At 61.3% G+C, this 23,747-nt stretch carries 20 protein-coding genes and 2 pseudogenes; 13 read left to right on the forward strand and 9 right to left on the reverse strand.

Translation table 11 applies throughout. The features are described 5' to 3' along the window. Positions 1–8: 8 nt before the first annotated feature. From FCU66_RS10645 to FCU66_RS10660, 4 genes are read left to right on the forward strand one after another with little or no spacing between them, the layout of a single operon-like run. Positions 9–1,154 (forward strand): ABC transporter ATP-binding protein, encoded by a 1,146-nt coding sequence (locus tag FCU66_RS10645; RefSeq protein WP_425462849.1) that lies wholly within the window; start codon positions 9–11, stop codon positions 1,152–1,154. Then, on the forward strand, positions 1,124–2,233 hold the full coding sequence (locus FCU66_RS10650; protein WP_136619174.1) for an ABC transporter substrate-binding protein: 1,110 nt from the start codon (positions 1,124–1,126) through the stop codon (positions 2,231–2,233). The genes FCU66_RS10645 and FCU66_RS10650 overlap by 31 nt, the downstream gene beginning before the upstream one ends. Before the next feature lie 2 nt (positions 2,234–2,235). Beyond that, a complete protein-coding gene (locus tag FCU66_RS10655; protein ID WP_136619175.1) occupies positions 2,236–3,081 on the forward strand; it encodes an ABC transporter permease in 846 nt (281 codons plus the stop codon). Between the two features lie 13 nt (positions 3,082–3,094). After that, on the forward strand, positions 3,095–3,880 hold the full coding sequence (locus tag FCU66_RS10660; RefSeq protein ID WP_246093851.1) for an ABC transporter permease: 786 nt from the start codon (positions 3,095–3,097) through the stop codon (positions 3,878–3,880). Between the two features lie 26 nt (positions 3,881–3,906). Here the strand turns inward: FCU66_RS10660 and FCU66_RS10665 are convergent, their stop codons facing one another. Genes FCU66_RS10665 through FCU66_RS10675 form a run of 3 tightly spaced genes read right to left on the reverse strand, consistent with a single transcriptional unit; the run spans position 3,907 to position 6,894 of the window. After that, the gene (locus FCU66_RS10665) at positions 3,907–4,836 is read right to left on the reverse strand and encodes a helix-turn-helix transcriptional regulator (protein ID WP_136619177.1); all 930 of its coding nucleotides are present in this window, start codon (positions 4,834–4,836) and stop codon (positions 3,907–3,909) included. A gap of 7 nt (positions 4,837–4,843) precedes the next feature. After that, a complete protein-coding gene (locus FCU66_RS10670; RefSeq protein ID WP_136619178.1) occupies positions 4,844–5,917 on the reverse strand; it encodes an agmatine deiminase family protein in 1,074 nt (357 codons plus the stop codon). Beyond that, on the reverse strand, positions 5,914–6,894 hold the full coding sequence (locus FCU66_RS10675; protein WP_136619179.1) for an agmatine deiminase family protein: 981 nt from the start codon (positions 6,892–6,894) through the stop codon (positions 5,914–5,916). Before FCU66_RS10675 ends, FCU66_RS10670 begins: the two co-directional genes overlap by 4 nt. Positions 6,895–7,109: 215 nt before the next feature. On the opposite strand from FCU66_RS10675, the gene FCU66_RS10680 reads away from it, so the two are divergent. Continuing rightward, the gene (locus tag FCU66_RS10680; RefSeq protein WP_168991947.1) at positions 7,110–8,021 is read left to right on the forward strand and encodes a LysR substrate-binding domain-containing protein; all 912 of its coding nucleotides are present in this window, start codon (positions 7,110–7,112) and stop codon (positions 8,019–8,021) included. Here the strand turns inward: FCU66_RS10680 and FCU66_RS10685 are convergent. Continuing rightward, positions 7,982–9,052: an ABC transporter ATP-binding protein gene (locus FCU66_RS10685; RefSeq protein ID WP_136619181.1), complete on the reverse strand. Its 1,071-nt coding sequence runs from the start codon at positions 9,050–9,052 to the stop codon at positions 7,982–7,984. The two genes, FCU66_RS10680 and FCU66_RS10685, sit on opposite strands and share 40 nt — an antisense overlap. Next, complete coding sequence (locus FCU66_RS10690; RefSeq protein ID WP_168991948.1) at positions 9,049–10,038, reverse strand: ABC transporter ATP-binding protein; 990 nt, start codon at positions 10,036–10,038, stop codon at positions 9,049–9,051. The genes FCU66_RS10685 and FCU66_RS10690 overlap by 4 nt, the downstream gene beginning before the upstream one ends. 230 nt (positions 10,039–10,268) lie before the next feature. On the opposite strand from FCU66_RS10690, the gene FCU66_RS10695 reads away from it, so the two are divergent. From FCU66_RS10695 to FCU66_RS10705, 3 genes are all read left to right on the forward strand, one after another. Beyond that, positions 10,269–11,930 (forward strand): ABC transporter substrate-binding protein, encoded by a 1,662-nt coding sequence (locus FCU66_RS10695; protein ID WP_168991949.1) that lies wholly within the window; start codon positions 10,269–10,271, stop codon positions 11,928–11,930. 15 nt (positions 11,931–11,945) lie between these two features. Next, positions 11,946–12,953, forward strand: coding sequence for an ABC transporter permease (locus tag FCU66_RS10700; RefSeq protein ID WP_206077140.1), 1,008 nt, complete (start codon positions 11,946–11,948; stop codon positions 12,951–12,953). A 103-nt stretch (positions 12,954–13,056) separates the two neighbouring features. Further along, on the forward strand, positions 13,057–13,881 hold the full coding sequence (locus FCU66_RS10705; RefSeq protein WP_136619184.1) for an ABC transporter permease: 825 nt from the start codon (positions 13,057–13,059) through the stop codon (positions 13,879–13,881). 138 nt (positions 13,882–14,019) lie between these two features. On the opposite strand, the gene aguB is transcribed toward FCU66_RS10705, so the two are convergent. The 3 genes from aguB to FCU66_RS10720 all read right to left on the reverse strand — a co-directional run bounded on the left by aguB (position 14,020) and on the right by FCU66_RS10720 (position 17,388). Then, positions 14,020–14,901: an N-carbamoylputrescine amidase gene (gene aguB / locus FCU66_RS10710; protein ID WP_136619185.1), complete on the reverse strand. Its 882-nt coding sequence runs from the start codon at positions 14,899–14,901 to the stop codon at positions 14,020–14,022. Positions 14,902–14,915: 14 nt separating this feature from the next. Further along, positions 14,916–16,280, reverse strand: coding sequence for an aminotransferase (locus FCU66_RS10715; RefSeq protein WP_136619186.1), 1,365 nt, complete (start codon positions 16,278–16,280; stop codon positions 14,916–14,918). Between the two features lie 166 nt (positions 16,281–16,446). Then, positions 16,447–17,388, reverse strand: coding sequence for a LysR substrate-binding domain-containing protein (locus FCU66_RS10720; RefSeq protein ID WP_136619187.1), 942 nt, complete (start codon positions 17,386–17,388; stop codon positions 16,447–16,449). 121 nt (positions 17,389–17,509) lie between these two features. Between FCU66_RS10720 and FCU66_RS10725 the strand changes: the two genes are divergently transcribed. From FCU66_RS10725 to FCU66_RS10740, 4 genes and pseudogenes are all read left to right on the forward strand, one after another. Then, a complete protein-coding gene (locus tag FCU66_RS10725) occupies positions 17,510–19,051 on the forward strand; it encodes an NAD-dependent succinate-semialdehyde dehydrogenase (protein ID WP_136619188.1) in 1,542 nt (513 codons plus the stop codon). 22 nt (positions 19,052–19,073) lie between these two features. Next, a complete protein-coding gene (locus FCU66_RS10730; RefSeq protein WP_246093852.1) occupies positions 19,074–20,420 on the forward strand; it encodes a Zn-dependent hydrolase in 1,347 nt (448 codons plus the stop codon). A 679-nt stretch (positions 20,421–21,099) separates the two neighbouring features. Continuing rightward, a pseudogene (locus FCU66_RS41875) lies at positions 21,100–21,281 on the forward strand (Arm DNA-binding domain-containing protein); the annotation flags it as partial. Beyond that, positions 21,269–21,804, forward strand: a pseudogene (locus tag FCU66_RS10740) (HlyD family type I secretion periplasmic adaptor subunit); the annotation flags it as partial. The pseudogenes FCU66_RS41875 and FCU66_RS10740, both read left to right, overlap by 13 nt. Positions 21,805–22,050: 246 nt before the next feature. On the opposite strand, the gene FCU66_RS10745 reads toward FCU66_RS10740, so the two are convergent. Next, complete coding sequence (locus FCU66_RS10745) at positions 22,051–22,701, reverse strand: TetR family transcriptional regulator C-terminal domain-containing protein (RefSeq protein ID WP_136619189.1); 651 nt, start codon at positions 22,699–22,701, stop codon at positions 22,051–22,053. Between the two features lie 192 nt (positions 22,702–22,893). Between FCU66_RS10745 and FCU66_RS10750 the strand changes: the two genes are divergently transcribed. Further along, positions 22,894–23,745 (forward strand): uracil-DNA glycosylase family protein, encoded by an 852-nt coding sequence (locus tag FCU66_RS10750; RefSeq protein WP_246093853.1) that lies wholly within the window; start codon positions 22,894–22,896, stop codon positions 23,743–23,745. Positions 23,746–23,747 lie beyond the last annotated feature (2 nt).

Here is a 23,747-nt window from a genome sequence, read left to right on the forward strand (position 1 = left end):
GCGACGCCGTGACCAGTCACATCAAGATGGTCGGTGTCAGCAAGGCGTTCGGCGCGTTCAACGCCTTGAACCGCATCGATCTGGACATTCGGCGCGGCGAGTTCCTGACCTTCCTCGGTCCGTCCGGCTCGGGCAAGACGACGCTGCTGATGATCCTGGCGGGGTTCGAGAAGCCGAGCGGCGGCATGGTCACAAAGGACGGAGCCGACATCACCGGCGTTTCGGCGGATCGCCGCAACTTCGGCATGGTGTTCCAGGGTTATGCGCTGTTTCCACACATGTCGGTGGCCGACAACATCGGTTTTCCCTTGCGCGTCCGTGGCGTTGACAAGCGCGAGAGGCAAGCACGCGTTGCCGACATGGTCGACCTGGTCGGGCTCGCCGGTCATCAATCGAAGCGGCCGCAGGACTTGTCTGGTGGCCAGCAGCAGCGCGTCGCGCTTGCGCGTGCCCTGGTCTTCGGGCCCGAATTGCTGTTGCTGGACGAGCCGCTGTCGGCGCTGGACAAGAACCTGCGCGAACAGCTGCAGTTCGAACTGAAGGAAATCCATCGCAAGACCGGCACAACCTTCGTCTTTGTCACCCATGACCAGAATGAGGCGCTGGCGCTGTCCGATCGCATCGCCATCTTCAACCATGGCGACATCGTTCAGATCGATACGCCAGAGCGGCTCTATTCGGCGCCCTGCGACCGGTTCACCGCCGAGTTCCTGGGCTCGATCAACATCTTCAAATTGAAAAATCCGCGCCGTCAGAATGGCAGCATCATCGGCGAGTTCGGCGGCCAGGTGCTCAGCGCGCCGGCCCTTGAAGGTGCAATCAGCTCGCTGCTGTCAGTACGGCCGGAGTTTCTCGACGTGCGCGAGGCCGGCCCCGCTTCGGACGAGGACGGCGTTCGGGCCGTGCTGCGCGCGCAAGTCTACCAGGGCGGCAGCACGATCCTGAAACTGGCCACGGCTGATGGATCCGAGTTGATCGCCATGCGCGCTGCCGGACAGGCGCCGTGCGTCGAGATCGACAAGCCTGTCTGGGTAACCTGGCCGCGCCTGCGCGGGCGCCTCATCCCTGAGAATTCACTGAGCCGAGAAGTCACTGAACCTCTAACAACAACAATGGGTGGAACATGGAAAATCACTTCAAACAGGACTGCCTGATTCTTCTCAAAGACAGACTGACGCAGGGTTCGATCGATCGTCGAACATTCCTGACCGGACTGGTGGCCCTGGGGGCTCTTTCGGCCATCAATGGCGGGCCGGCAAAGGCTGCAGGCGGCGACCTCGTCGTGACCAATTGGGGAGGCGACGCGGTCCCCGCATTCAAGTCAGCATTCACGGACGGCTTCGGGGCAAGCTCGGGATTGAACGTCAAGATCGATGGCTCGGGATCGACCAAGGGCGCCATGAAGGCGCAGTTCGACAGCGGCACGGTGCGCTGGGATGTCTGCGATGCCGACCCGGGTTCGACCAAGTCGCTTGGGGACGCCGGCATGATCGAGAAGGTCGATTATGCCATCGTCGACAAGGGCAAGGTCGAAGAAGGCTTTGCTTACGAATACAGCATCGCCAATTACTTCTTCAGCTATGTGATCGCCTATGACGCCAGCAAGTTCGCCGGCGATCCGCCGAAATCCTGGGCCGACTTCTGGGATGTGAAAAAGTATCCCGGCAAGCGAACGATGTACAAATGGATGGCCGGTAGTCTGGAAGCCGCGCTGATGGCGGATGGCGTGCCGATGGACAAGCTCTATCCGCTCGACATGGATCGCGCTTTCGCCAAGCTGGAGGAACTCAAGCCTCACATCGTCAGCTACTGGGACTCGGGTGCCGAGAGCCAGCAATTGCTGCGCGACGGTGAAGTCTCGATGGGCCTTGTTTGGCACACGCGTGCCAATCTGGTCGAAACCGACACCAATGGCGCTGTTTCATGGACCTATGCACAAGGCATCATGGCGCCATCCGGCTGGACGGTGATCAAGGGCAATCCGGCGGGCAAGGATGCAGCGATGAAGTTCATTGCTTACTGCCAGGATCCGGCGCGGCAGGTCGTCTTGCTCGAAACGCTCGGCAGCGGGCCGGCCAACCCCGCCGCGCACGCATTGGTTCCCGCCAAGTCTAAGCGGCTCGATTGTAGCTCGCCGGAAAACCGCGCCCTTCAGGTCGCCATGGACATGGATTGGTATGCCGCCAATTCGAACAAGGCGCTTGAGCGATACCTCGCCATGGTGGCGGGCTGAAAATGGCGGGGGCGTCGCGTAACGGAAATGGCGGCCTTGGCACGCGGGCCTTGTTGTGGACGCTCCCGGTGCTGTTGCTCACGCTCTATGTCGTGCCGTTTGCCGGCGTCATCAGTTGGAGCGTGACGCAGCCAGAGGTTGGGTTCGGCCAATACTGGAGGATCCTGTCCGGCGGCGACATGACGAACGTGTTCCTGCGCACCTTACGTATCGCCGTCGTCTCGACGGCGATCACGATCCTGGTCGGCTTCTGCCTGAGCTACTACTGGGTGATGGGCTCGCGGCTGCGGCAGACCATCCTGGAAGTCTGCATCTTCATTCCGTTCTGGATTTCGGTGCTGGTGCGCGCCTTTGGCTGGCTGATCATCCTGCGCGACAACGGCCTGGCCAATGGCTTTCTGATGGCCACGCGCCTGATCTCGGAGCCGCTTGGCACCGGACGCAACGAGTTCGCCGTGATCGTCGGGATGGTGCATTTCATGGTGCCGTTCTCGGTGTTCCCGATGGCGACGGTGATGCGCAAGATCGACCGACGGATCCTGCTTGCGGCGCATGGGTTGGGCGCCGATCCGGCGACGGTGTTCCGAAAGATATTCCTGCCTCTGTCGATGCCCGGCGTTTTTGCCGCCTTTGTCATGGTGCTGGTGTTCTCTGTCGGTTTCTTCGTCACCCCCGCCATCCTCGGCGGCGGGCGCGTCGTCATGGTCGCCGAGGCCGTCTTCGTGCAGATGTTCCAGACAACCAATTGGGGTTTGGGCGCGGCGATGAGCGTTGTCCTGCTGGTTCTGATCGGAGCCATTGTCGGCCTGGCCTACAGGCTCCTCGGATTGAGAAGCTTTGTCGGCTGAAGGAGAAAGCATGATGTTCGGACGTTCCAGGCTTGGCGGCGTTTTAGCCTATCTCGCCGCCGCCTTCCTGCTTTTACCGCTCGCCGCGGTGATCCCGGTTTCCTTCACCGCCAAGCGCTTCCTGTCGATGCCTAATGGCGAATGGTCGTTACGTCACTACCGCTCGCTTTTTGAAGACGGCGCATGGCTGTCGAGCATCGGCACCAGCGTTTCCATCGCGCTGATGTCGAGCGTGCTGGCAACGGCACTTGCAATCATGTTCGGCCTCGGCCTCTGGCTGGGTCGGCCGCGCGTGGGCGCGTTTCTGGTCGGGTTTGCATTGCTGCCGATGGTAGTGCCGCCGGTAACGTCGGCCATCATCCTCTATTTCCTGCTGGCCAGGCTCGGCTTGCTGGATACGATTCCAGGGCTTGTCATCGGCCATGCCATCATGACAATGCCATTTGCGGTCGTGGCCATGCTCAGCGCTTTCGCCAAGCTCGATCGAGGTCTGGACATGGCGGCGCGAAACCTTGGCGCCTCGACGGGACAGAGCATATTTCTTGTCGTGTTGCCCAATTTGAAAACCGGCACCCTGTCAGCCTGGTTCCTGACGTTCATGCTGTCATGGGAAGAAACCACGGTGACCCTGTTTACCAGCGGCGTCGAAGTCATAACGCTGCCGAAGCGGATCTGGGACAATCTTCGCCTGAATGTCGATCCGGTCATCGCCGCTATCTCGGTCGTGATGGTGGTCCTCACAACCGTGGTGATCATCACGCGCGCGCTGGCAAGGCACCGTCTCTCGCCTTCAGGATAGCAGTTTCTTCGCGAGCAGCACGAAAGTCATTTAGGTGGGGCGGAAAAATCGTCGAGGTAGACCAGGGGATCGTCCTGGCCGTCGGGCGGCATGCATGACAGCGCCCGAAGGAAGATCGAAAACAGCTCACCTTGCGAGGCGATCCGCATCTTGGCGTAGATGCGCTTTCTATGAACCTTGACGGTCTCCGGGCTGTTGCCGAGGATCCGGGCTGTCGATTTGCTGGAATGGCCTTTCAGGATCAGGCGCACGATCTCGCTCTCGCGATTGCTGAGCACCGACGTCCCGAACATTTCAAAAGCCTTTTCCAGATGATTGTCGCGACGCGCCACGCCATTCTGCGATCCTGGCGCCAGGCGTGGCCAGTGCTGTCGGCACAGATTGGCAATGACGCTGGTCAGCGCTTCCAATGTTGCCCTCCCACGCGACGACAAATGGATACGCTCGTCGCGGCAGCCAAGCGAAATCATGACGCTGGCATCAGGCCCGAAACTGACAAGCACGACCAGCTCGTCACTCAAGCCGGTATCGGCATAGAACATCCGGTAATAGTCGGACGAGCGGAAATCGTCGGGCGCGCAATCGTTGAGACCGAGCACACGGTCGCCCGCCAACCGACTGCTCAAATCGTAGAAGGGATCGAGCAGATAGGCGAAGCCGAGATAGGGCACGACGGTTCGTCGGTTTTGTTCCTCGCACAGGTCGCTGTAGATCGGCAGCGGCTTGTGGCCGGTGAAAAACGCGCACATGAAAGCGCTGTCGAAATGCGTCACATGCAGACACAGTCTGGCGAGTGCCGACGGGAATGCGTTGGACCCGACCACCGCAATCGCGCCGGCGATCAGGCCCAAAACGTCTTTATCGACACACGCAGTGCCGAAGAGACCGTCGATGGAGACGTCCGAGGGTCGTTCGACCTTGGATCTTTCTCCTTCCAGCGGCCGGTAGACGGTCATCGGTCCGTCACGCGGGCTGTTGCTGCGTGATGCAGTGAATGCCGCCGCCGGCAGGACAAATATCGAGGATATCGACCTGGGTTATTCGGCGGCCCGGAAAGCCCTTTTCGAACACGCGCCGCGCGGCTTCATCCGTCGGTGTGTTGAAGCTTGGCATGACGACGCCGCCATTGGCAATGTAGGCGTTGACGTAGGAAAGTGCTGTGTGATCGTTGGCGGCTTCGACCATATGGGCCTCGTCGATCAGCCCGACCTCGATTTCGTTGCCGTTGACATCGGTCTGGGCGCGTAGCGCCCGCAGATTTTCCTGGCAGACCTTGTGGCGTGGATTTGCCGGATCGGGATTGTTCTCGAAGATGACTTTGCCCGGCGCGCAATAGGTCAGCATGCCGTCGACATGGCCGTCCGTGATCCACTCGTCGTCGTCGCCGGGCAACCAGATGATTTTGCGAGCACCCAGGCAATGAAAGAGTTCTCTTTCGACATCCTGTCGCGACATGCCCGCGTTGCGATTGGCATTGAGAAGGCAGGTCTCGGTTGTGATCGCCGTGCCCATGCCGTCGACAAGAATGCCGCCGCCCTCACCGCAGAGCGGTGAGACATAGACTGGCATTGACAGCCGGCGAACCAGAGCTTCGCCGACGCCTGCATCGTCGTCATAGTCGGCGAACTTGCCGCCCCAATTGTTGAAAATGAGCCTGGACGCGACGATCTGGTTGTCCGGGTTCTCTAGGAAAAGCGGGCCGGTGTCGCGAAACCAGATATCGCCTTGCGCAAGCGCGACGACGTCGATTGTCCGGGGCAGAGCCTTGCGGGCATCCGATACCACTTCCGGGTGGGCAACGACCCTGACCGGCTCGAATTGGCTGATTGCAGTGGCGACGCGGACGAAGGCCTGCTGCGCCGCTCGCAGGGAGCTTCCCCACGCCTCGGGGTGATCGCTGTGCGGCCAGGCCATCCAGCAGCAGGCGTGCGAGGCCGTCTCGATCGGCATGACGAAGCCGAGTTCACCCGGCGTCTTGCCCTTGGCGAACAGGGCGTCGAGGTCCGACAGGGTCCCGACGTTTGCTCTTGCGGTCATACGGCCGGTTCCTGCTGCGTGATGCAATGGATGCCGCCGCCGCCGACGGCGATATTTGCGATGGGAACCTGGCGCACCGTGCGGTCAGGAAAAAGCGCCTCGAACGTTTCGCGCACCAGATCGTCGCTGCGGATGCCGTAGTGCGGCATGATCACGCCGCCATTCACCAGATACGAATTGACATAGGATCGGCAGAACCGGTCGCCGACCGCCTCAGCTTCGAGCGCCTCCGGAATGGTGACGAGCTTGATGCGTCGGCCCTTGGCATCCGTCTGGCCTTCGAGCGCGCGGATGTTGGCCAGATTGATGTCACGCCACGGGGATTCCATGTCGTTGGCACCCTCGATCAGCACAACACCGGGAGCGACGAAGGTGGCAATGCCGTCGACATGGCCGTCCGTCTCCGTCTCTTCGGGATTGCCCGGCAGCCAGATCACCTTGTCGCCGCCGAGCATTTCCTTGAGTTCACGTTCGATCTCGTCTCGTGACCAGTCCGGATTGCGATTGATGTTCGGAAAGCAGCTTTCAGTGGTGAGGATCGTGCCTTCGCCGTCCACGGAGACGCCGCCGCCTTCCGCGATCAGGCGCGAGTCGAACGTCCTGGCGTTTGCTTGGCCCAGCACATAGCTGGCGAACGCGTTGTCCTTGTCGTGCGGGTGATACTTGCCACCCCAGGCATTGAACCTGAAATTCACGCCGGCACGCATGCCGAGATCGTTCACAACAAAGCAGGGACCGGCGTCGCGGGCCCAGGAATCATCAATTGGCGTGATCGCCAGCTGGACATCGTCGCCGAGCATCGAACGGGCCTCGTCGGCGTCTTCCGGGCGCACAGCCATGGTCACCGGCTCGAACTCACGGATGGCATGGGCGACCCCGACATAATCGCGCTTGGTGGCGGCGATGTCGTCCCAATATCCAACTCTTGCCGGCCACATCATCCAGCTGCGCTCGTGATGCTCCCATTCCGCAGGCATCCGGAATCCGGACTGTTTCGGTGTAACCATGTTGGCATTTCGCATTATTGACCCCAGGATTAAAATTGCTCATCAATAGATGTCACCGCAGCGACCATCTTGAGCCAAATATGATGTTAGAGACTGCAATATCCGGCCGCAAACGCGAATCTTTCAGGCATTTGATGAAAAAGCCTCATGTGAATCCCTATCGAAATCTACCGCCGATGGCGGCAATGGTGGGGTTTGAGGCAGCCGCGCGGCTATCCAGCTTCTCGCTGGCGGCGCAAGAGTTGAACATGACGCAATCGGCGGTCAGCCATCAGGTCCGGGCGCTGGAGGAACATCTCGGGCAACCGCTCTTCATGCGCCTCAACCGGCGCGTCGAGCTGACCGATGCCGGGCGGGATTTCCACAACACCGTGGCCGCCACATTGGAAACGCTCCGGCTGGGCGTTCGCAGGCTGGGTTTCTACACCAAGCCCGGCTCGGTCGTGCTGGCGATGCCGCCATCCTTCGCCTCGGGCTGGTACATGCCGCGGCTGGCAAGGCTCAAGGCCGACCATCCGGACATGGAGCCATGGCTGGTGACGACCGGGGAAGAAGTGAACCTGGCCGAATCCGAAGTCGACATCATGGTGACGCACGGACGCGGCAACTGGGACGGCATGGTGTCGGTCACCCTGTTCACCGACACGGTGTGGCCAATGTGCTCGCCTGCCATCCGGTCCATGATGCCCGCTGCTCCAGGTGGGCGGACGTTCCTCGACTTTCCCATGCTGCATGACGAGACAGAGGATGACTGGCAGAAATGGTTCCTGGCCGGAGGGCTTGATGGCGGCGAACTCGTCAGGGGCCTGAATTTTTCGGATTCAGGCGTCATGCTCGACGCCGCCGCGAGGGGGTTCGGCGTTTGCCTCGGCAGCATCAACCTCGCTTCGGAGCGGCTGGCGCGCGGCGAATTGGTGCTGGTCGGTGACCGGGGCATGGCGTCTGCGAAACCCTTCATGCTGGTCGCCCATCCACGTAATCTGCGGCAGGCCGTGGTGATCGCGCTCTGGGACTGGCTGGTGGCCGAGGCCGATCGCGATACCCCGAAGCCAGGCGATCAGGCTCCGGCCAGTCTCTCCGCGACCATGTCCGGGTAGAGGCAGCGCACTTGGTGTTCGTGTGCTGCGCCATGCAGCGCCGGCATCGTTTCACGGCAGGCTTCGGGGCGGCCAAGCTGGTTGTAGAGCCAGCAGCGCGTGTGGAAGGCGCAGCCCGACGGGACATGGGCGTGGCTTGGAATGTCGCCTTCGAGCTGGATCGGCGTTGTTGCCGGCGAACTGTCCTCAAGGCGATGAATGCGCGGTGCGGCGGACAGCAAGGCGGCCGTATAGGGATGGCGTGGCCGGGCGATGATGTCTTCGGTCGGTCCGATCTCGACGACCCGGCCAAGATACATCACCGCGATCCGGTCGCAGAGATGCCGCACGACCGACAAATCGTGTGAGATGAACAGCATCGCCATCCCGGTTTCGCGTTGCAGGTCACGCAGCAGGTTGAGGATCTGCGCCTGGATCGAGACATCGAGGGCGCTGACCGGCTCATCGGCGATGATCAGGTCGGGCTCATTGGCGATGGCGCGGGCAATCGCAACGCGCTGGCGCTGCCCGCCGCTGAGATGCAATGGATAGAGACCGGCGTGGGAGCGATCGAGGCCGACCCTTTGCAACAGGTCGAACACCCGTTGCCGCCGTTCGGACCTTTCGACGGTTCCCTGGATGCGAAGCGGCTCTTCAAGCGAACGTCCGATTGTCTGGCGCGGATGAAGAGATGAATAGGGGTCCTGGAACACCATCTGCAGGTGCCGCAGATAGGGCTTTCGTGCCGCCGGTGACAGTGATGCAATGTCATCACCGCGAAAGCTGATCTTGCCTGAGGCGCTGCGCGTCAATCCCATGATGGCGCGGCCAAGCGTCGTCTTGCCGCTGCCGGACTCGCCGATCAGCCCCAGCGTTTCGCCCCGGCGCAACGTCAGGTCAATGTTGTCGAGCGCGCGAAACGTCGGCGGCCTGGCGAACAGCTTTCGCGGCGCGGAACTTTTGAAATCGACGCACAGTCCATCAATGTTGAGAAGAGGGGTCTCGGCGACAGCGGTCGTATGCGCCCCACGCGTGAAAGCCGCGCTGTTCAAAGCCGATCCCTCCGGCCGTCTGAGTTCACGACATGACAGGCCGCGCGGTGCGTGTCGCTGTCCACCATCGCCAGTTCCGGTTGGACGGTTGAGCAAATTTCTTTTGCCTGCGTACAGCGAAGCCTGAACGCGCAACCGGATGGCCGCTGTCTGATGCTGGGTGGCGACCCGGGGATGGGTTCGAGATCGGCCACCTTTTCGTCGAGCGAGGGATGCGCTTTCAGCAGAGCGCGCGTGTAGGGGTGGGCCGGCCGCCCGAGGACAGTTCTCGTCTCGCCGCTTTCAACGATCCGGCCGGCGTAGAGAACGATCAGGCTTTCAGTCATTTCCGAAACAACACCGAAATCGTGGGTGATCAGCAGCAGGGACATCCCCATCTCCGCCGTCAGCTCCTTCAGCAGCCGCAGGATCTGTGCCTGGATCGTCAGGTCAAGCGCGGTGGTCGGCTCGTCGGCGATGATGAGTTGCGGGCGCAGCGCGATCGCCATCGCAATGAGGATGCGCTGGCGCTGGCCGCCGCTCAGCTGATGCGGGTAGCGCCGCATCGTGACCGGCGGATCGGGCATGCCGACCCGGCGCAGCGCATCGATCACCTGCTGGTCGATCTCCTTGGCCGAAAGCCGGCTGTGCGTGCGGATGCATTCGGCGATCTGGTCGCCGACGCGCATGACCGGATTGAGGCTGCTCGCCGGATCCTGGAAGATCATGGCGATCTTGGAGCCTTGCACCGAACGCAGGTCGCGGTTGCTCATCTCCAGAAGATTGCGGCCTTGGAAGCTTATGTCGCCCGTGGTCTCGATCTGCCGATTTTGGCGCAGGAGACCCATGATCGACAGGGCGGCGGTGCTCTTGCCCGAGCCGCTTTCGCCGACGATGCCGAGCGAATGGCCACGGTTGAGCGAAAGCGTCAAGCCTTCGACAATCGGCGCTGTCGCGGTGGCATTGCGCAAGCCAACCGACAGGTTTTGCACATCGAGCAGATTCAACGAACGGCTTCCTCCCGGTCCTGGTTCCCGATCCCTGGCCCGCGCCGCTCCAGGGCCGATCCGGAACCGCTTGGGCAAGGTTGGCCCGATGTTCGTACAGTTGAGTAGACCCTGTAAGTGCCCCTTTCGGGGTATCGACAGCGAGCCGCATTCCAAAAAGGATGCGGTGGGAACAAACGGCGCCCCACATGCGGCGCCCCATCAAAAGACAACAATGGGAGCTCGTGACCATGACCGGGGACGACAGCAAGCGGAGCCATGCCTTCAATCAAGCCTGGCACCTGACAAGGCGGCACTTCCTGGCCGGTACGGCGGCATTCGGTGCGGCCGCGATCGGACGCGTTCCGATGTCCCATGCGGCGACGCCGGACCTCCCAATCGGCAACCGCGATCCCAAGACCCTCGTCGTCGTCGTCGATGCCACGGTGGAAAATCTCGATCCGGCAACCAATGTCGAATGGGCCTATGGCCTCAGCCCCATTTACGAGACCTTGACCGTGCTGGATGGCGCCGAAGCCCTCAAGGTCAAGCCCTCATTGGCGAAGGCCTTCACATCGTCTGATGACAAGATGATTTGGACGTTCGAGTTGCCGGCAGGGGTCAAGTTCCATGACGGCACGGATTGCGATGCCAATGCGGTGAAAGCTGCCATAACGCGCACGATAACGCGCCCAGGCGGTACGTTTGCCACATCGTGGCAAATCGACGATCCGGAAAAGCAGATCGTCGTGAAGAACGCCACCACGCTGGAATTCCATTTGACCGAAGCGCGGCCGTTCTTCGATCTCGAAGTCTCGTCGCAATACGGCTTCTGGATCGCGAGCCCGACCGCCGCGCAGAAGAACTCCAAGGGTGCGAACGATATGGGCTCGGAATTCCTCCAGTCGCATCCGGTCGGCTGTGGACCCTACAAGATGGAATCCTTCAATCCTGGCCAGGACATCACCTATGTCCGCTTCGACGAATTCCACGGTGGCTGGGACCACCCGCATTTCGAACGGGTGATCACCAAGACAATTCCCGTTTCGGCGACCCGGCGTCAGCTGCTCGAAGCGGGCGAGGTCGACATAGCGTTGAGGATGGAACCACAGGATACGGTGGAATTGAGGAACGATCCACGTTTTGTCATCCAGGATACATCGACGGCGACCGTTCAGTATGTGGTGTTCGCGACCGACGGCAAGCTGGCCGATCCGCGCGTTCGGCAAGCGATTTGCCACGCATTCGACCATGATTCCTATTTGCGTGACGTCGTCCTGGGCACCGCGGACAAGCCCCGCTCCGTATTCCCCTCCCAGATGCAAGGCGTTGGTGATGAGTCCTACGTTTTGCCGTTCGATCTCGAAAAGGCCAAGGCCCTGCTGGCAGAGGCCAATTTTCCGGCCGGCAGCGAGTTGACGGTTACCTATTACTCCGGCTTTGGCGACACCGAATGTCAACTGCTGCAGGGCTGGCTGAGCGAGCTCGGCATCACCTTGCACCTTCAGGAGAAATCCTTCAGCGCTTTCCTCGACGAGTTTTTCGGCGACGCTCCGGCGGACCAGCGCGCCGACCTTTTCTACTTCTCCTGGTGGCCGAACGTCGACCACCCCTACAACTATGCCTGGAGCCTGTTCAGCGGCGCGGCGACAGCGGCGAGCGGCAATGCAGGCCGATACGCCAACGACGAGGTGACGAAGCTGATCGACGAATTGCGGCAGAAGCTGATCGACACCGAGCAGGCACAGAAGGTCAAGAGGCTGGCCCAGATCCTGACCGTTGAGAATCCCGCCTGGCTGCCGATCCAACAAGAACGGATGCAGTTCGTGGCGCGCCGCGATATCAAGGGTATGGTCAACAATCCGATCTACGTTGCCACGCTCGACATCTACAATCTGTCACGCTCCGCCTGATCTGGAACCGGACCGGTGCTGCGCTTCATTCTTCGGCGTCTCGTTTCCACACTGTTCCTGCTCGCCGGCGTCATGGTGATGACCTTTGCGTTGGCCCGGATCCTGCCCGGGGACCCGGCGCGGCTCATCGCCGGCGCAAGGGCCGGGCCTGGAGCCGTGGCGGCCGTTCGGGCGCAGCTCGGGTTGGACCTGCCGCTTGCCCAGCAGTTTGTTCACTACGTCTCGGGGATATTTCACGGCGATTTCGGCCGCTCGATCATCACGCGACGGCCGATCTCCCAGGATATCCTGACGTTCTTTCCGGCGACCTGCGAGTTGGTGATCCTGGCCTCGCTCATCAGTCTCGTCGGCGGCGTGGCGCTGGGCGCCGCCTCCGCCGTCAATTCTTCGGGCAAGACCGATGCGGCAGTGCGTGTCATCTCCGTGTTTGGCCTGTCGGTGCCCGATTTCTGGATGGCGTTGATCGCCCAGCTTATCTTCTTTTCCGTTCTTGGCATTCTGCCCTTCGGCGGGCGCCTGGCGACCGGAGTTGCCATGCCGCCATACGTCACCGGCTTCCTGAGTGTCGATAGCTTGCTGGCGGGCCGTCTGGATCTGTTTGCCGACGCGCTGCGGCACATGATCTTGCCGGTCACGGTGCTCGCCATTCCATCGATGGCCGTCATCATCCGCGTCGTGCGAACGACGATGCTGGACGTACTGTCCGCCGACTACATCCGCACCGCCAGGGCAAAAGGCATCACGCCGTTCAAGGTCTATCTTCGCCATGCGCTCGCCAACAGTCTCCTGCCGATCGTCACGGTCTTCGGCCTCAATATGGGGCTGCTGATATCGGGGGCTGTGCTCGTCGAGCTGATCTTCAACCTGCCTGGCCTCGGCCGCTACACCGCCGATGCCATCTCCGGATCCGACTACAATGCGATCATGGCGATCACCCTGGTCGTGTCCGCGGCTTACATCGTCATCAACCTGGTCGTCGACCTCAGCTACGTGCTCCTCGATCCCCGGGTCGAACTGAAATGACCGTCATGACAAGCACCGATCACTGCACGGGTTTCGAACGTCCCGCTCCATCGGGGCAGTCTTCAATTCCGTCATCGCGTTCACAAGGTCCTCGCCACAAAGCATGGTCGCGGTCGTCATCGTCGGCGCCGTGGTGCTGGTGTCGATCCTGTCCTTCGTTGCGCATGTGTCTGGCTTCAGCCTCACCACATATGATCCGATCAAGATGAACATCACCGCCTCATTGAAGCCGCCGACCTTCGATCATTGGATGGGCACCGACAAGATCGGCCGGGACACGCTGGCCCGCGTGGTTGGCGGCGCCTGGATCACAATGTCCGTCTCGTTCGCGGTTCTAGCGGTCGCCGCCGTGATAGGCACCGGGGTCGGCATTGTAGCGGGGTTCTTTGGCGGTCTGGTCGACGAGATATTGATGCGCGTCACGGATCTCTTCCTGGCATTTCCGGCCCTGATCCTCGCCGCCGCCATCGCCGCGACCTTCGGCGGCGGCATGGGGCCGACGACAGTTGCCTTGGCAGCGGTTTTTTGGCCGTGGTATGCGCGGGTGATCCGCAGCCGGGTTCTGTCGCTGAAGGAGCAGGAGTTCGTTTCCGCCGCGCGGGCGCTAGGCGCCTCCCGCTCCTATCTTCTGGTCGTCACGCTGCTGCCGATGGTTTGGCCGCTGGTGCTGGTGCAGCTGACCAGCGATGTGGGCTTTGTCATGCTGGCGTCGTCGGGCCTTTCCTTCCTTGGCCTCGGCGCGCAACCGCCGGCGCCGGAATGGGGCGCCATGATCTTCGACTCGCTGGCGCAGCAGCCGCGCGCGTGGTGGCTGGGGGTTTTCCCGGGAGCGGCAATCGCGACGGTGGCGATCGGCTTCAACCTCCTCGGCGACAGTTTGCGCGACTATCTCGACCCTTCGTTGGGCGCAAGCGAGGCTGGAATCTAGCGCGGGGTTTGTGGGGCGAGAAGGGCTCCGATCCGGGCACGATTCACCAGGATGGGTCTGGGGGACAGGCCTCAAAGAAAGATCGGGCGTGACCGCAGCGTGGTCACGCCGCCCTTGGGAGGGTGAGGGCTCTTAGGCTCAGCCTGCGATGACGGTGCGGCCGTCCAGTGTCCGCAAAGCGCCATACATTTCGGGTCGACGATCGCGATAGACGCCCCACGCGTGCCGGTAGCTCCCGATCTCGTCGAGATCGAAGGACGCCAGGAGATAGGTCTCGTCGATGCGGTTGGCCTCGGCGACGATTGCCCCGGTGTGATCCGCGATGAACGACGTCCCATAGAAGGTAGAACTGGTCGTACCTTCAGTCTCGTTGCCGACCCTGTTGGAGGCGACGACAGGGACGATGTTGGCCGCCGCATGACCTTGCATTGTGCGTCGCCAGTGGCCGCTGGAATCGAGACCCGGGTTTGCCTGCTCGGCACCGATCGCCGTCGGAAACATCAGGAGCTCGGCACCCAGCAGTGACAGCGCCCGCGCGGTTTCCGGGAACCATTGGTCCCAGCAGATGCCGCAGCCGAGCCGGCCATAGCGCGTCTGTACAACCTTGAAGCCGGTATCGCCGGGGGAGAAGTAGAACTTCTCCTCGTATCCAGGCGCCTGCGGAATGTGAGTCTTGCGATAGTTGGTCAGGATGCTGCCATCGGCATCGATGATAGCCAATGAATTATAGTGGGCAGCGCCCGCCTGCTCGAAATAGGAGATCGGCAGGACGACCTCGAGCTTGGCTGCCATCGCCCGAAAATGCTGGACGGCGCGGTCATTCTCCAACGGGCGCGCCAGGGCGTAGTGCGTGCTCTTCTGCTCCAGGCAGAAATAGGGCGTCTGGAACAGCTCCTGTAGGAGAATGATCTGCGCGCCGTCCTCGGCCGCGAGCTGGATCAGCTCCTCGGCCTTCTGGATGTTTTCATCCAGGTCCCAGCTGCACGCCATTTGCGTGGCGGATACGGTCAGTTTCCTCATGGCCTGCTCCTGATTCAGCGGCTGGCGACAAATTCGAGAATGCTGTCGTTGATGGCCGAAACGATGGTGTCGCACTCGTCCTTGTCGATGATGACAGGCGGCGAAACGACGATGCGGCTGCCGACCGGTCGCACCATGACGCCCCGCTTGATGCACAGCCGGGCAATCTTGTCGGCGGCTTTTTCGGCTGCTGGTAGCGGTGCCTTGGTGCGCTTGTCCTCGACAAGGTCGACCCCCAGCATCAAATGGCTACCGCGAACGTCGCCGACGATCGGCAGGTTGATGAGGGCAGCGGCGGTCGCCTGAAGATGCGCGCCGACGCTGCGGGCATTGCCGAGCAAATCCTCGCGTTCGATGATCTCGATGTTCTTCAAGGCTGCGGCGCAGGCGACAGGATGGCCGAAATAGGTCAGCCCCATCGAGAACACGCCACCTTCGCATTGCGGGCGGCTGATCACCTCGTGGATCTCGGACGAGATAAGCGTTGCTCCCAATGGGATATAGCCGGAGGTGATGCCCTTGGCACAAACGAGGATGTCGGGCGTGTAGCCGAACAGCTTTTCCGACGCGAACCACTCGCCAAGGCGGCCGAAGGCGGTCACGACCTCGTCGGCGATGTAGAGCATGCCATAGCGCTTGCAGACCTCGTACATGCGACGATGGTAGCCTTCGGGCGCGACCAGCACCCCGCCGGCTCCCATGATCGGCTCGGCGATGAAGGCCGCGACGTTGTCGGGACCAAGCTGCTGGATGCGGTTCTCGAACTCATTGACGAGAAAGTCGCAGTAATCTTCCTCGCTCATGTCGCGCGGCCTGGAATAGAGGTCGGCGGCCGAAACGTGGTGGATGAAATCCTCGCCGATCCGGTCGAAACCGACCTTGGTTCCGTGGATGCCGGTGAGGCTCGCGGCGACATAGGTTGCGCCGTGATAGCCGTTTAGCCGCGAGATGATCTTCTTCTTGCGGTGCAGTCCCTTCATGCCGAAATAGTAGTGAACGAGACGAACGGCAGCGTCGTTCGCCGTCGAGCCGCCGCAGCTGAAATAGACGTGGTTCAACGTGCCCGGTGAATTCTCCGCAAGCCAATGAGCCAGCCTGGCAGCCGGCACGTTCGAACTGTGGCCGAACGGATTGTAGTATTCCATGTCGATGACCTGACGTGCGATCGCGTCGGCCATCTCCTCGCGCCCATGGCCGATGTTGACGCACCAGAGGCCGGCAATGCCATCGAGAATGCGGCGGCCTTGCCCATCCGTGACATACATGCCCTTGGCCTTTTCGATGATCTGGCTGCCTTCCCTCGCGAAGGTCGAGAAGTCGGAATAGGGGTGGAGTACATGCGCACGGTCCATCTCCCAGGCGCTTTTGAGAACAGTCATCTTGATGCCTTGTCTGAACGGAAAAGGCACGCCCGCCTTCGTTCTTCCCGAGTTGCCCAATGAATTCGGCCGAGCCGAATTCCGATGGGAATCTGTCGAACACTCCGGCGTTCGCAAATCACCTTTAAGGGGTACTGGATGGCGTGGAGGGTATGGCAAGTAGACCCTAGCGCTGGCCTGACTCCGTCAAGGTCAATTCGGCAACCAGCCAGTCGCGCAGCCGGCGAATGGCCTGGTCCTTTCGCCGCGAAGGTGCAGCGAGGAAGTAGTAGGCGCCCAGGCGGATATCGGTGGCGAACAGTTCGACCAGGCGGCCTTGCGCCATCTCGTCGGCGGCGGTTAGCCGCGTCGCAAGAGCGACACCTTGTCCACCCAGGGCAGCGTCGAAGCCGAGGCTGGCGTCCCAAAGACGGGGGCCGCGCAAAGCGTTGTCGTGATCGACGCCGGCGGCGCGAAACCAGTCGGCCCATTGCTGGCGGTTCTCTTCGTGGATCAGCGGCGCACGCGTCAACTCAGCCACGCTGTCCGGTAAAGCGGACCTTGAAAGCCAATCCCGGTTTGCCACCGGGAACATCCTGGGATGGATGAGCGGGCTTGCCCCTAGCGGCAGGTCGTCCAAATTCGCGAATCCGATCATGACATCCGCCTCGCCAATGGAGAAATCCGGAAGGCGATCTATGGCGCGCAGAATGAATTCCGTGCCTTTCAGCATATCCTGCAACAGGGGCAGTCTTGGCCCCAGCCAGCGTGTCGCCAGCCCGGGCATGCACCACAATCGCAATGTACGCCGGTGGGATGGAGGGCGAAGTTCCGCCGCCGTGGCCGTGATCAGCTCGAAAGCCTTCGACACGGAGGCATGGAGCAATTCTCCCTCCCTCGTCAGGCGAAGACCGCGAGGGGTCGACGTGACGAGCTTCACCGCCATCCAGAGCTCGAGATTCTTCACATGACGGCTTATGACGGAGTGACTGACTCCAAGATCCTCCGCGGCCTTGCGCATCGAGCCCATCCGGCCCGCAGCTTCGAAGGCGCGGATCATCGCCAGCGGCGGCATCACCTGCCGCCTGCCACTCGCCTCAGCCGGTGCGGCCTTCCCTTTCGCAGCCATCGCTTGCGCTGGTCCCTTCGAAGCTGGAGTGGTGCACTGAACGCACCACTGGGCATAAATCAATCGCGCACTGCCTGTAAAGATTGTCGCTATCCTCCGGCCGAATTCTCAGGAGCATGCCATGATCGACAATCACACCTTGCCAGCGCGTCGAAACACCGTTTTGGCGAACTCAGAGCCAGGCCCGCTCGTGTCTTCGAACAAGACCGGCACGCGCGCTCTTGACGACGAAACGCTTCTCAAGTCGCAGGCGTTCATCGATGGTGCATTTGTCGGCACTGGCGAAACGCCCGTTCACGATCCTGCTACCGGCGCGCTGATTGCCCGTGTGCCGGATCTTGGCGAAGCGGAAGCCAACGCGGCGGTCGAAGCGGCGGCACGTGCTTTCAGGCCGTGGGCCGCGAAGCCGGCAAAGGAGCGGTCGGCGATACTCAGGCGCTGGTTCGACCTCATCACAGCCGCGCGCCGGGATCTCGCGACCATCCTTACCAGCGAGCAGGGCAAGCCCTATTCGGAAGCGCTCGGCGAGATCGACTACGCCGCATCCTATGTCGAATTCTACGCGGAAGAAGCCAAGCGCATTGCAGGCGAAATCCTGCCCTCGCATCGCGCCGACGCACGCATTCTCGTCCAGCGTCAGCCGATCGGCGTGGTTGCCGCAATCACGCCGTGGAACTTCCCGGCCGCCATGATCACGCGCAAGATCGCGCCGGCACTCGCCGCCGGCTGCACCGTCGTCGTCAAGCCCGCGCCCGAAACGCCGTTGACCGCACTGGCGCTTGCCGAACTGGCGCGACGCGCTGGCTTTTCCGATGGAGCTGTCAACGTCGTCACCGGCAATGCCGTGGCCATAGGCGGCGTGCTGACGTCGCATCCGGCCGTGCGGCTGGTCGGCTTCACCGGTTCGACGCCGGTCGGAAAACTCCTGATGCAGCAGGCGGCCACCACGGTGAAGCGCGTCGCCCTGGAACTCGGCGGCAACGCACCCTTCATCGTCTTCGACGATACCGACATCGATGCCGCCGTCGACGGCGCAATCAGCTCGAAGTTCAGGAATTCCGGTCAGACATGCGTATGCACCAATCGCATCTATGTGCAGTCCGCGGTCCATGATGCCTTTGTCGAGAAACTGACGACACGCGTGGCCGGGCTGCGTGTCGGCAATGGCTTTGATGAGGGCGTGCTGCAGGGGCCGCTGATTTCGGAGCGGGCAGTCGCCAAGGTCGAGGCGCATCTCGAGGATGCGCTTTCGAAGGGGGCTCGCATCACGACCGGCGGCCGGCGCCATGCGCTGGGCGGGACCTTCTTCGAGCCAACCGTCCTGACGGGTGCCTCATCAGACATGCTTCTGGCGAAGGAGGAAACGTTCGGGCCCCTTGCGCCGGTGTTCCGGTTCGAGACCGAGGGCGAAGCAGTGTCGGCGGCGAACGCCACCGACACCGGGCTTGCCGCCTATTTCTACACACGCGACGTAGCGCGGGTCTTTCGCGTGATGGAGAAGCTCGAATGCGGCATGATCGGCGTCAACACGGGCCTCATCTCCACCGAACTGGCGCCGTTCGGCGGCGTCAAGGAGAGCGGCAATTCCCGCGAAGGCTCGCATCACGGCATCCTTGAATTCATCGAGCTCAAATACGCGTGCCTCGGCGGTATCGGGGCGTAGGGCTGATGGACACAATGGACGCATGGCGGAGGCGATCATGCAAAATCTGACAGTGAATGGCGACCGTCTGTGGCGGAGCCTGATGGAAACGGCAGTCTTCGGCGGTACGCCAAAAGGGGGCATCAAAAGACTGACGCTGACTGAAGAGGATCGCGCGGTTCGTGACTGGCTGACCGAGCAATGCCTGGCTCTGGATTGCCGCATGAGCGTCGATGAAGTCGGCAACATGTTTTTCACCCGAGCCGGCACCGATCCCACCCTAGCGCCGATCGCAATTGGCAGCCATCTGGACACTCAGCCGACCGGTGGAAAATTCGATGGCATCCTTGGCGTGCTCGCCGGCCTCGAGATTCTACGGACGCTGAACGAGAGCGGCTACGAGACTCGGCATCCGCTGATGCTGGTCAATTGGACGAATGAAGAGGGCGCGCGGTTTAGCCCCGCCATGCTTGGTTCCGGCGTCCATGCCGGCGTTTTCGATCGCCTCTATGCCGATACCCGTGTCGCGCGCGACGGACAGACATTTGGCGACGCGCTGGAGGCGATCGGCTTCCGCGGAGACACTCCTGCCGGCTCGACCGGAATGGCCGCCATGCTCGAATTGCACATCGAGCAAGGTCCTGTCCTCGAAGCGCAAGGCAAGGACATCGGCATCGTCGAAGGCGTCCAGAGCATGCGGTGGTACGATCTTGTCATCGAGGGCGTTGAAGCGCATGCCGGTCCAACCCCTATGGCCTTGCGGAAGGATGCACTCCTTGCTGCGGCCGAATTAATCCTTCTGGTCGAGCGCATCGCGAACTCACACGCTCCGGGCGTCGGCACCGTTGGCTGTGTCGAGGTGCACCCCAATTCCCGCAATGTTGTTCCCGGCCGTGTCGCGCTGTCCGTCGATTTGCGTCACCCGGAGGATGACCAGCTTGATGTCATGGAGGCAGAACTGCGGCACGAGATCGGTGCTCGGCTCAAGGACGGGTTCGCCATCACCTTGTCGGAACACTGGAGGAGCCCGGCCGTCAAATTCGATTCGCTATGCGTCGACGCCGTTGCCGAAGGCGCGGCTGCTTGTGGCTACAGCAGCGTCCGGATCCATTCGGGGGCGGGCCACGACTCCGCATACATCGCCCGCGTCGCGCCCACATCGATGATCTTCGTGCCGTGCCTGGGCGGGCTCAGCCACAATGAAGCGGAGTCGACTACCAAAGAGCAGTGCCTGGCTGGAGCGCAAACCTTGTTGAATGCCGTGCTTTGTCTCGACCGCAGCCTCGATGTAAGAGCTGGCGATGCCTTAGGAACCATCGGCGTCGCTGTAGGCATGGGATCGGTAGGGCATATCGAGGACACCGCCACGCCAGGTGACAATCGAATTTGAGATCATGGCTTGTCGCTGAACCGGACGGAACGATACGGGAAGATTTCCGAATATGGCCCACGGAAAGCCCGATGAAATCAATGGTTGCGGCACATCCCTGGGTCCACCATGACCGTTGATTTCGCAACGAAAAACTGCACCTATTTGAAGCAGTGACGGTACTTTTCGAGACTGGCTAAGCCACGCCGTCGAACGTCACAAAGCAAAAATTGCCCGATTGGTCCCGATAGTTGGTGAAACCTCAAAATATTTTTTGCGGCGATTTTCCCTTTAAAATCAAAAGCGTAACTTTTTGACGGCCTTGATGTCGGAGTTTGCGCAACGTCGATAAATATTTGACTGTGATTTCAATGGGTTATATGCTGTTTGAACAATCGAGTGGGAATGATTTTGGTCCATCCGATCGCCGCCGAAATTACGCCAATCTGCGACGTAACGTACTGAAAACAAAAATAAATCCTTTCAGGGACAATCAGCGACAATCGGTACGCAGAGATTGGCGGTGGCGGACCGCTTGACGGGCCTCCGGCATATTGCCCGCTTCGAATTTTCAAAGTACCGCCGTGAACAACGAGGCTGATGACGGTACTTTTTTGCCTTAAAGTATTGAAAGTATAAGAGATTTCCTGTCGAGAGACCTCAAAATTGTACTGACGGTACTTTTCAGGAGGTAGTAGGCATGTTGACGGATGCCGCCCTTAAGGCGCTGAAACCAAAAGAGAAATTTACAAAATCGCTGACCGTGACGGCATGTATGTCCGCGTCATGCCTAGCGGCACGATCTCGTTTCGGCTGGATTACAGGCTCAACGGACGCCGCGAGACCGTCTATCTAGGCAGGTATGGGCGGGACGGAATCTCGCTTTCCAGGGGAAAATATCCGAATTCGTCGAACGCAAGGTGTCAGCCGAAGACCAGCTCAAACGCATCGATATTCGCAGTCCGCAGGATGGCGTGGTTCACCAGCTTGCCGTTCATACGGTCGGCGGCGTCATTTCGCCGGGTGAGGTGATCATGCTCGTGGTGCCGGTGGCCGACGATCTGACCGTCGAGGCCCGCATCGCGCCGCAGGACATCGATCAGCTTTCGCTCGGTCAGGACGTGGCGCTGAAGCTCTCGGCGTTCAATCAGCGCGTGACACCGGAACTGAATGGCAGCGTCAGCGAAATCTCCGCCGATCTCAGCGTCGACGAACGCAGCGGCGCGGCTTTTTACACGGTTCGCGTCAGCCTGCCGCGCTCGGAGCTGAAAAAACTGAAAGGCCTGACCCTGGCGCCGGGCATGCCCGTCGAAGCGTTCTTCTCGACCGGCAGCCGCACCATGCGCTTTCCTATCTCGTAAAGCCGCTGGCCGATCAGATCCAGCGGGCCTTCAGGGAAGAGTAGACGGTAGTCGCGTCGATGGTCACGGGTTAGAGACATCTCGGTCCGGTTGGCGGCAAGAATTTGTTCTAGAGCTTTGCGTTGTCAACAGCCGATCTTGTGCTGGATCGTGCCTTGAGCGAGCCGCGCCCCCGAGCCGTCTTGCAGTGCGGGCGCCACCCGAATGAATGGCGAATCTACCCGTTCGGGCCCTCGAAGTGATCGGCGGAAGTCGTAGATCTTCCGAACACGTCGGGACTTTCGATGCCATCAAGCTGAGACGCCGCACCCGTCGAGGACGATAGTCGTGATGGCGGCGGCCGCTGCGTCGTAGTCGGCCTTGGCCAGTTTGCTCTTTTCGAGCGCATTGGCTGCCAACGGTTCGAAATCGCCGTAGAACTGCGTCGCCGCCCACAGCATGATGAAAAAATGCCGGGCATCGACGGGCGCCATCTTGCCGTCGCGCACCCAGCCCTCGACGACGGCAGACCGCTCGCGCGTGACCCGCTGCATGTGCAGCTTTTGCTGCTTGCTCAGGAAGTGGGCACCTCGCAGCATTTCGTTGGCGAAGAAACGCGACTCGGCTGCATGCTTGCGTGAATAGTCGAGCTTGGCGCGGACATAGACGGCAATCGCCTCGCGCGGGTCGCGATCAGGCGTGATGTGCTCGAAGGCCTTGTCCCACCCAGTCAGCAGATGCTCGATCACGTGGGTGTAGATTTCCTGCTTGGTCGAAAAGTAGTAGTAGACATTGGCCTTGGGCAGCCCGCACTGGTCAGCTATTTCCTGGATGCGCGTCCCGTCGAGGCCCTTTCGCGCGAACACGTCGACCGCCGCGCGCAGAATCTTCTCCCGGTTCCTGGCGCCAACCCGGTCTTCGGGATTTTTGCCGCTCGGGCGTGCCGCCTTCTGTCCCGCCATATCCGCTCCGCCCCCTGCCTATACGTGTCCGGGCTCTATAGCACCCTTCGAAAATCGGCCCAAGCCATAGTGGCGTGGTTTTCAAAAAAACTGACGATATGGTCAGGTTTAGTAATTTTGGAAGTTGACATTTTGGTCAGGTTCTTCGTAACGTCCCGATCATTGGGAAGCTAAAGGGAGAGCGTCGCCGCAATGCCGATTCAACTCAGGTCTGCGATGATCGAAACCTTGGCGGATTGGCACGGCGACATCGCACCGGCCTGGCGGGCCGCCCTTGGTGCCGTGTCGCTGGATTTCGATGCCATCGACCCGATGCTTGAGCTTGAGCCTTGGGAGCCGATCTTCCCGCCGCGGCGCGACAAGACTTTTCCCGGCGCGCCCAAGGGTGCGCATATGCTGCGCGCCTTCGACGGCATCGCGCCGGAGGATGTGCGTTGCGTCATTCTCGGGCAGGACCCTTATCCGGAGCCTGGCTTTTCCACCGGCCGCGCCTTCGAGGCCGGCAATGTCGCGGCCTGGCGCGAACTCGACAAGATGTTCTCCAAGAGCATTCGCGCCTTCACCCAGCAGATTGTCGCGGCGCGCACTGGCGATCTCACCTATGCCCGGTCCTTCGCCGATTGGCCGGCGACGCTGGCCGCCATTGAAGACGGCCAGGTCGATCTCGAGAGCGCCGACGTGCTTGTGCAGCGATGGGTCGACGACGGCGTTTTGCTTCTCAACGCGTCGCTGACGCTGTCTCGCTTCAAAGTCGAGATCGACCCGCACCAGTCGAGCGGTCATCTGCCCTTGTGGCGTCCGCTGATACTCGCGGTGCTGCACCAGCTCGCTGGCCGTGGCGCTCCCGTCGTCTTCATCGGTTTTGGCGACGCTGCCGCGCAGACGCTTGCTTTGGCGGGCATCATCGAAGGCCAGGGCGCGCTGAACGGCTGCATTCTGCGCGACCATCCGGCGCGCGCCGACGCGATTCTGGCGCTCGAAAATCCATTCCTGCTTTGCAACCGATATCTGGAGACGATGGGCGCCAAGCCCGTCGCGTGGTGACA

Origin of the sequence: Mesorhizobium norvegicum (genome assembly GCF_004919685.1) — a bacterium.
GTDB lineage: Bacteria > Pseudomonadota > Alphaproteobacteria > Rhizobiales > Rhizobiaceae > Mesorhizobium > Mesorhizobium norvegicum.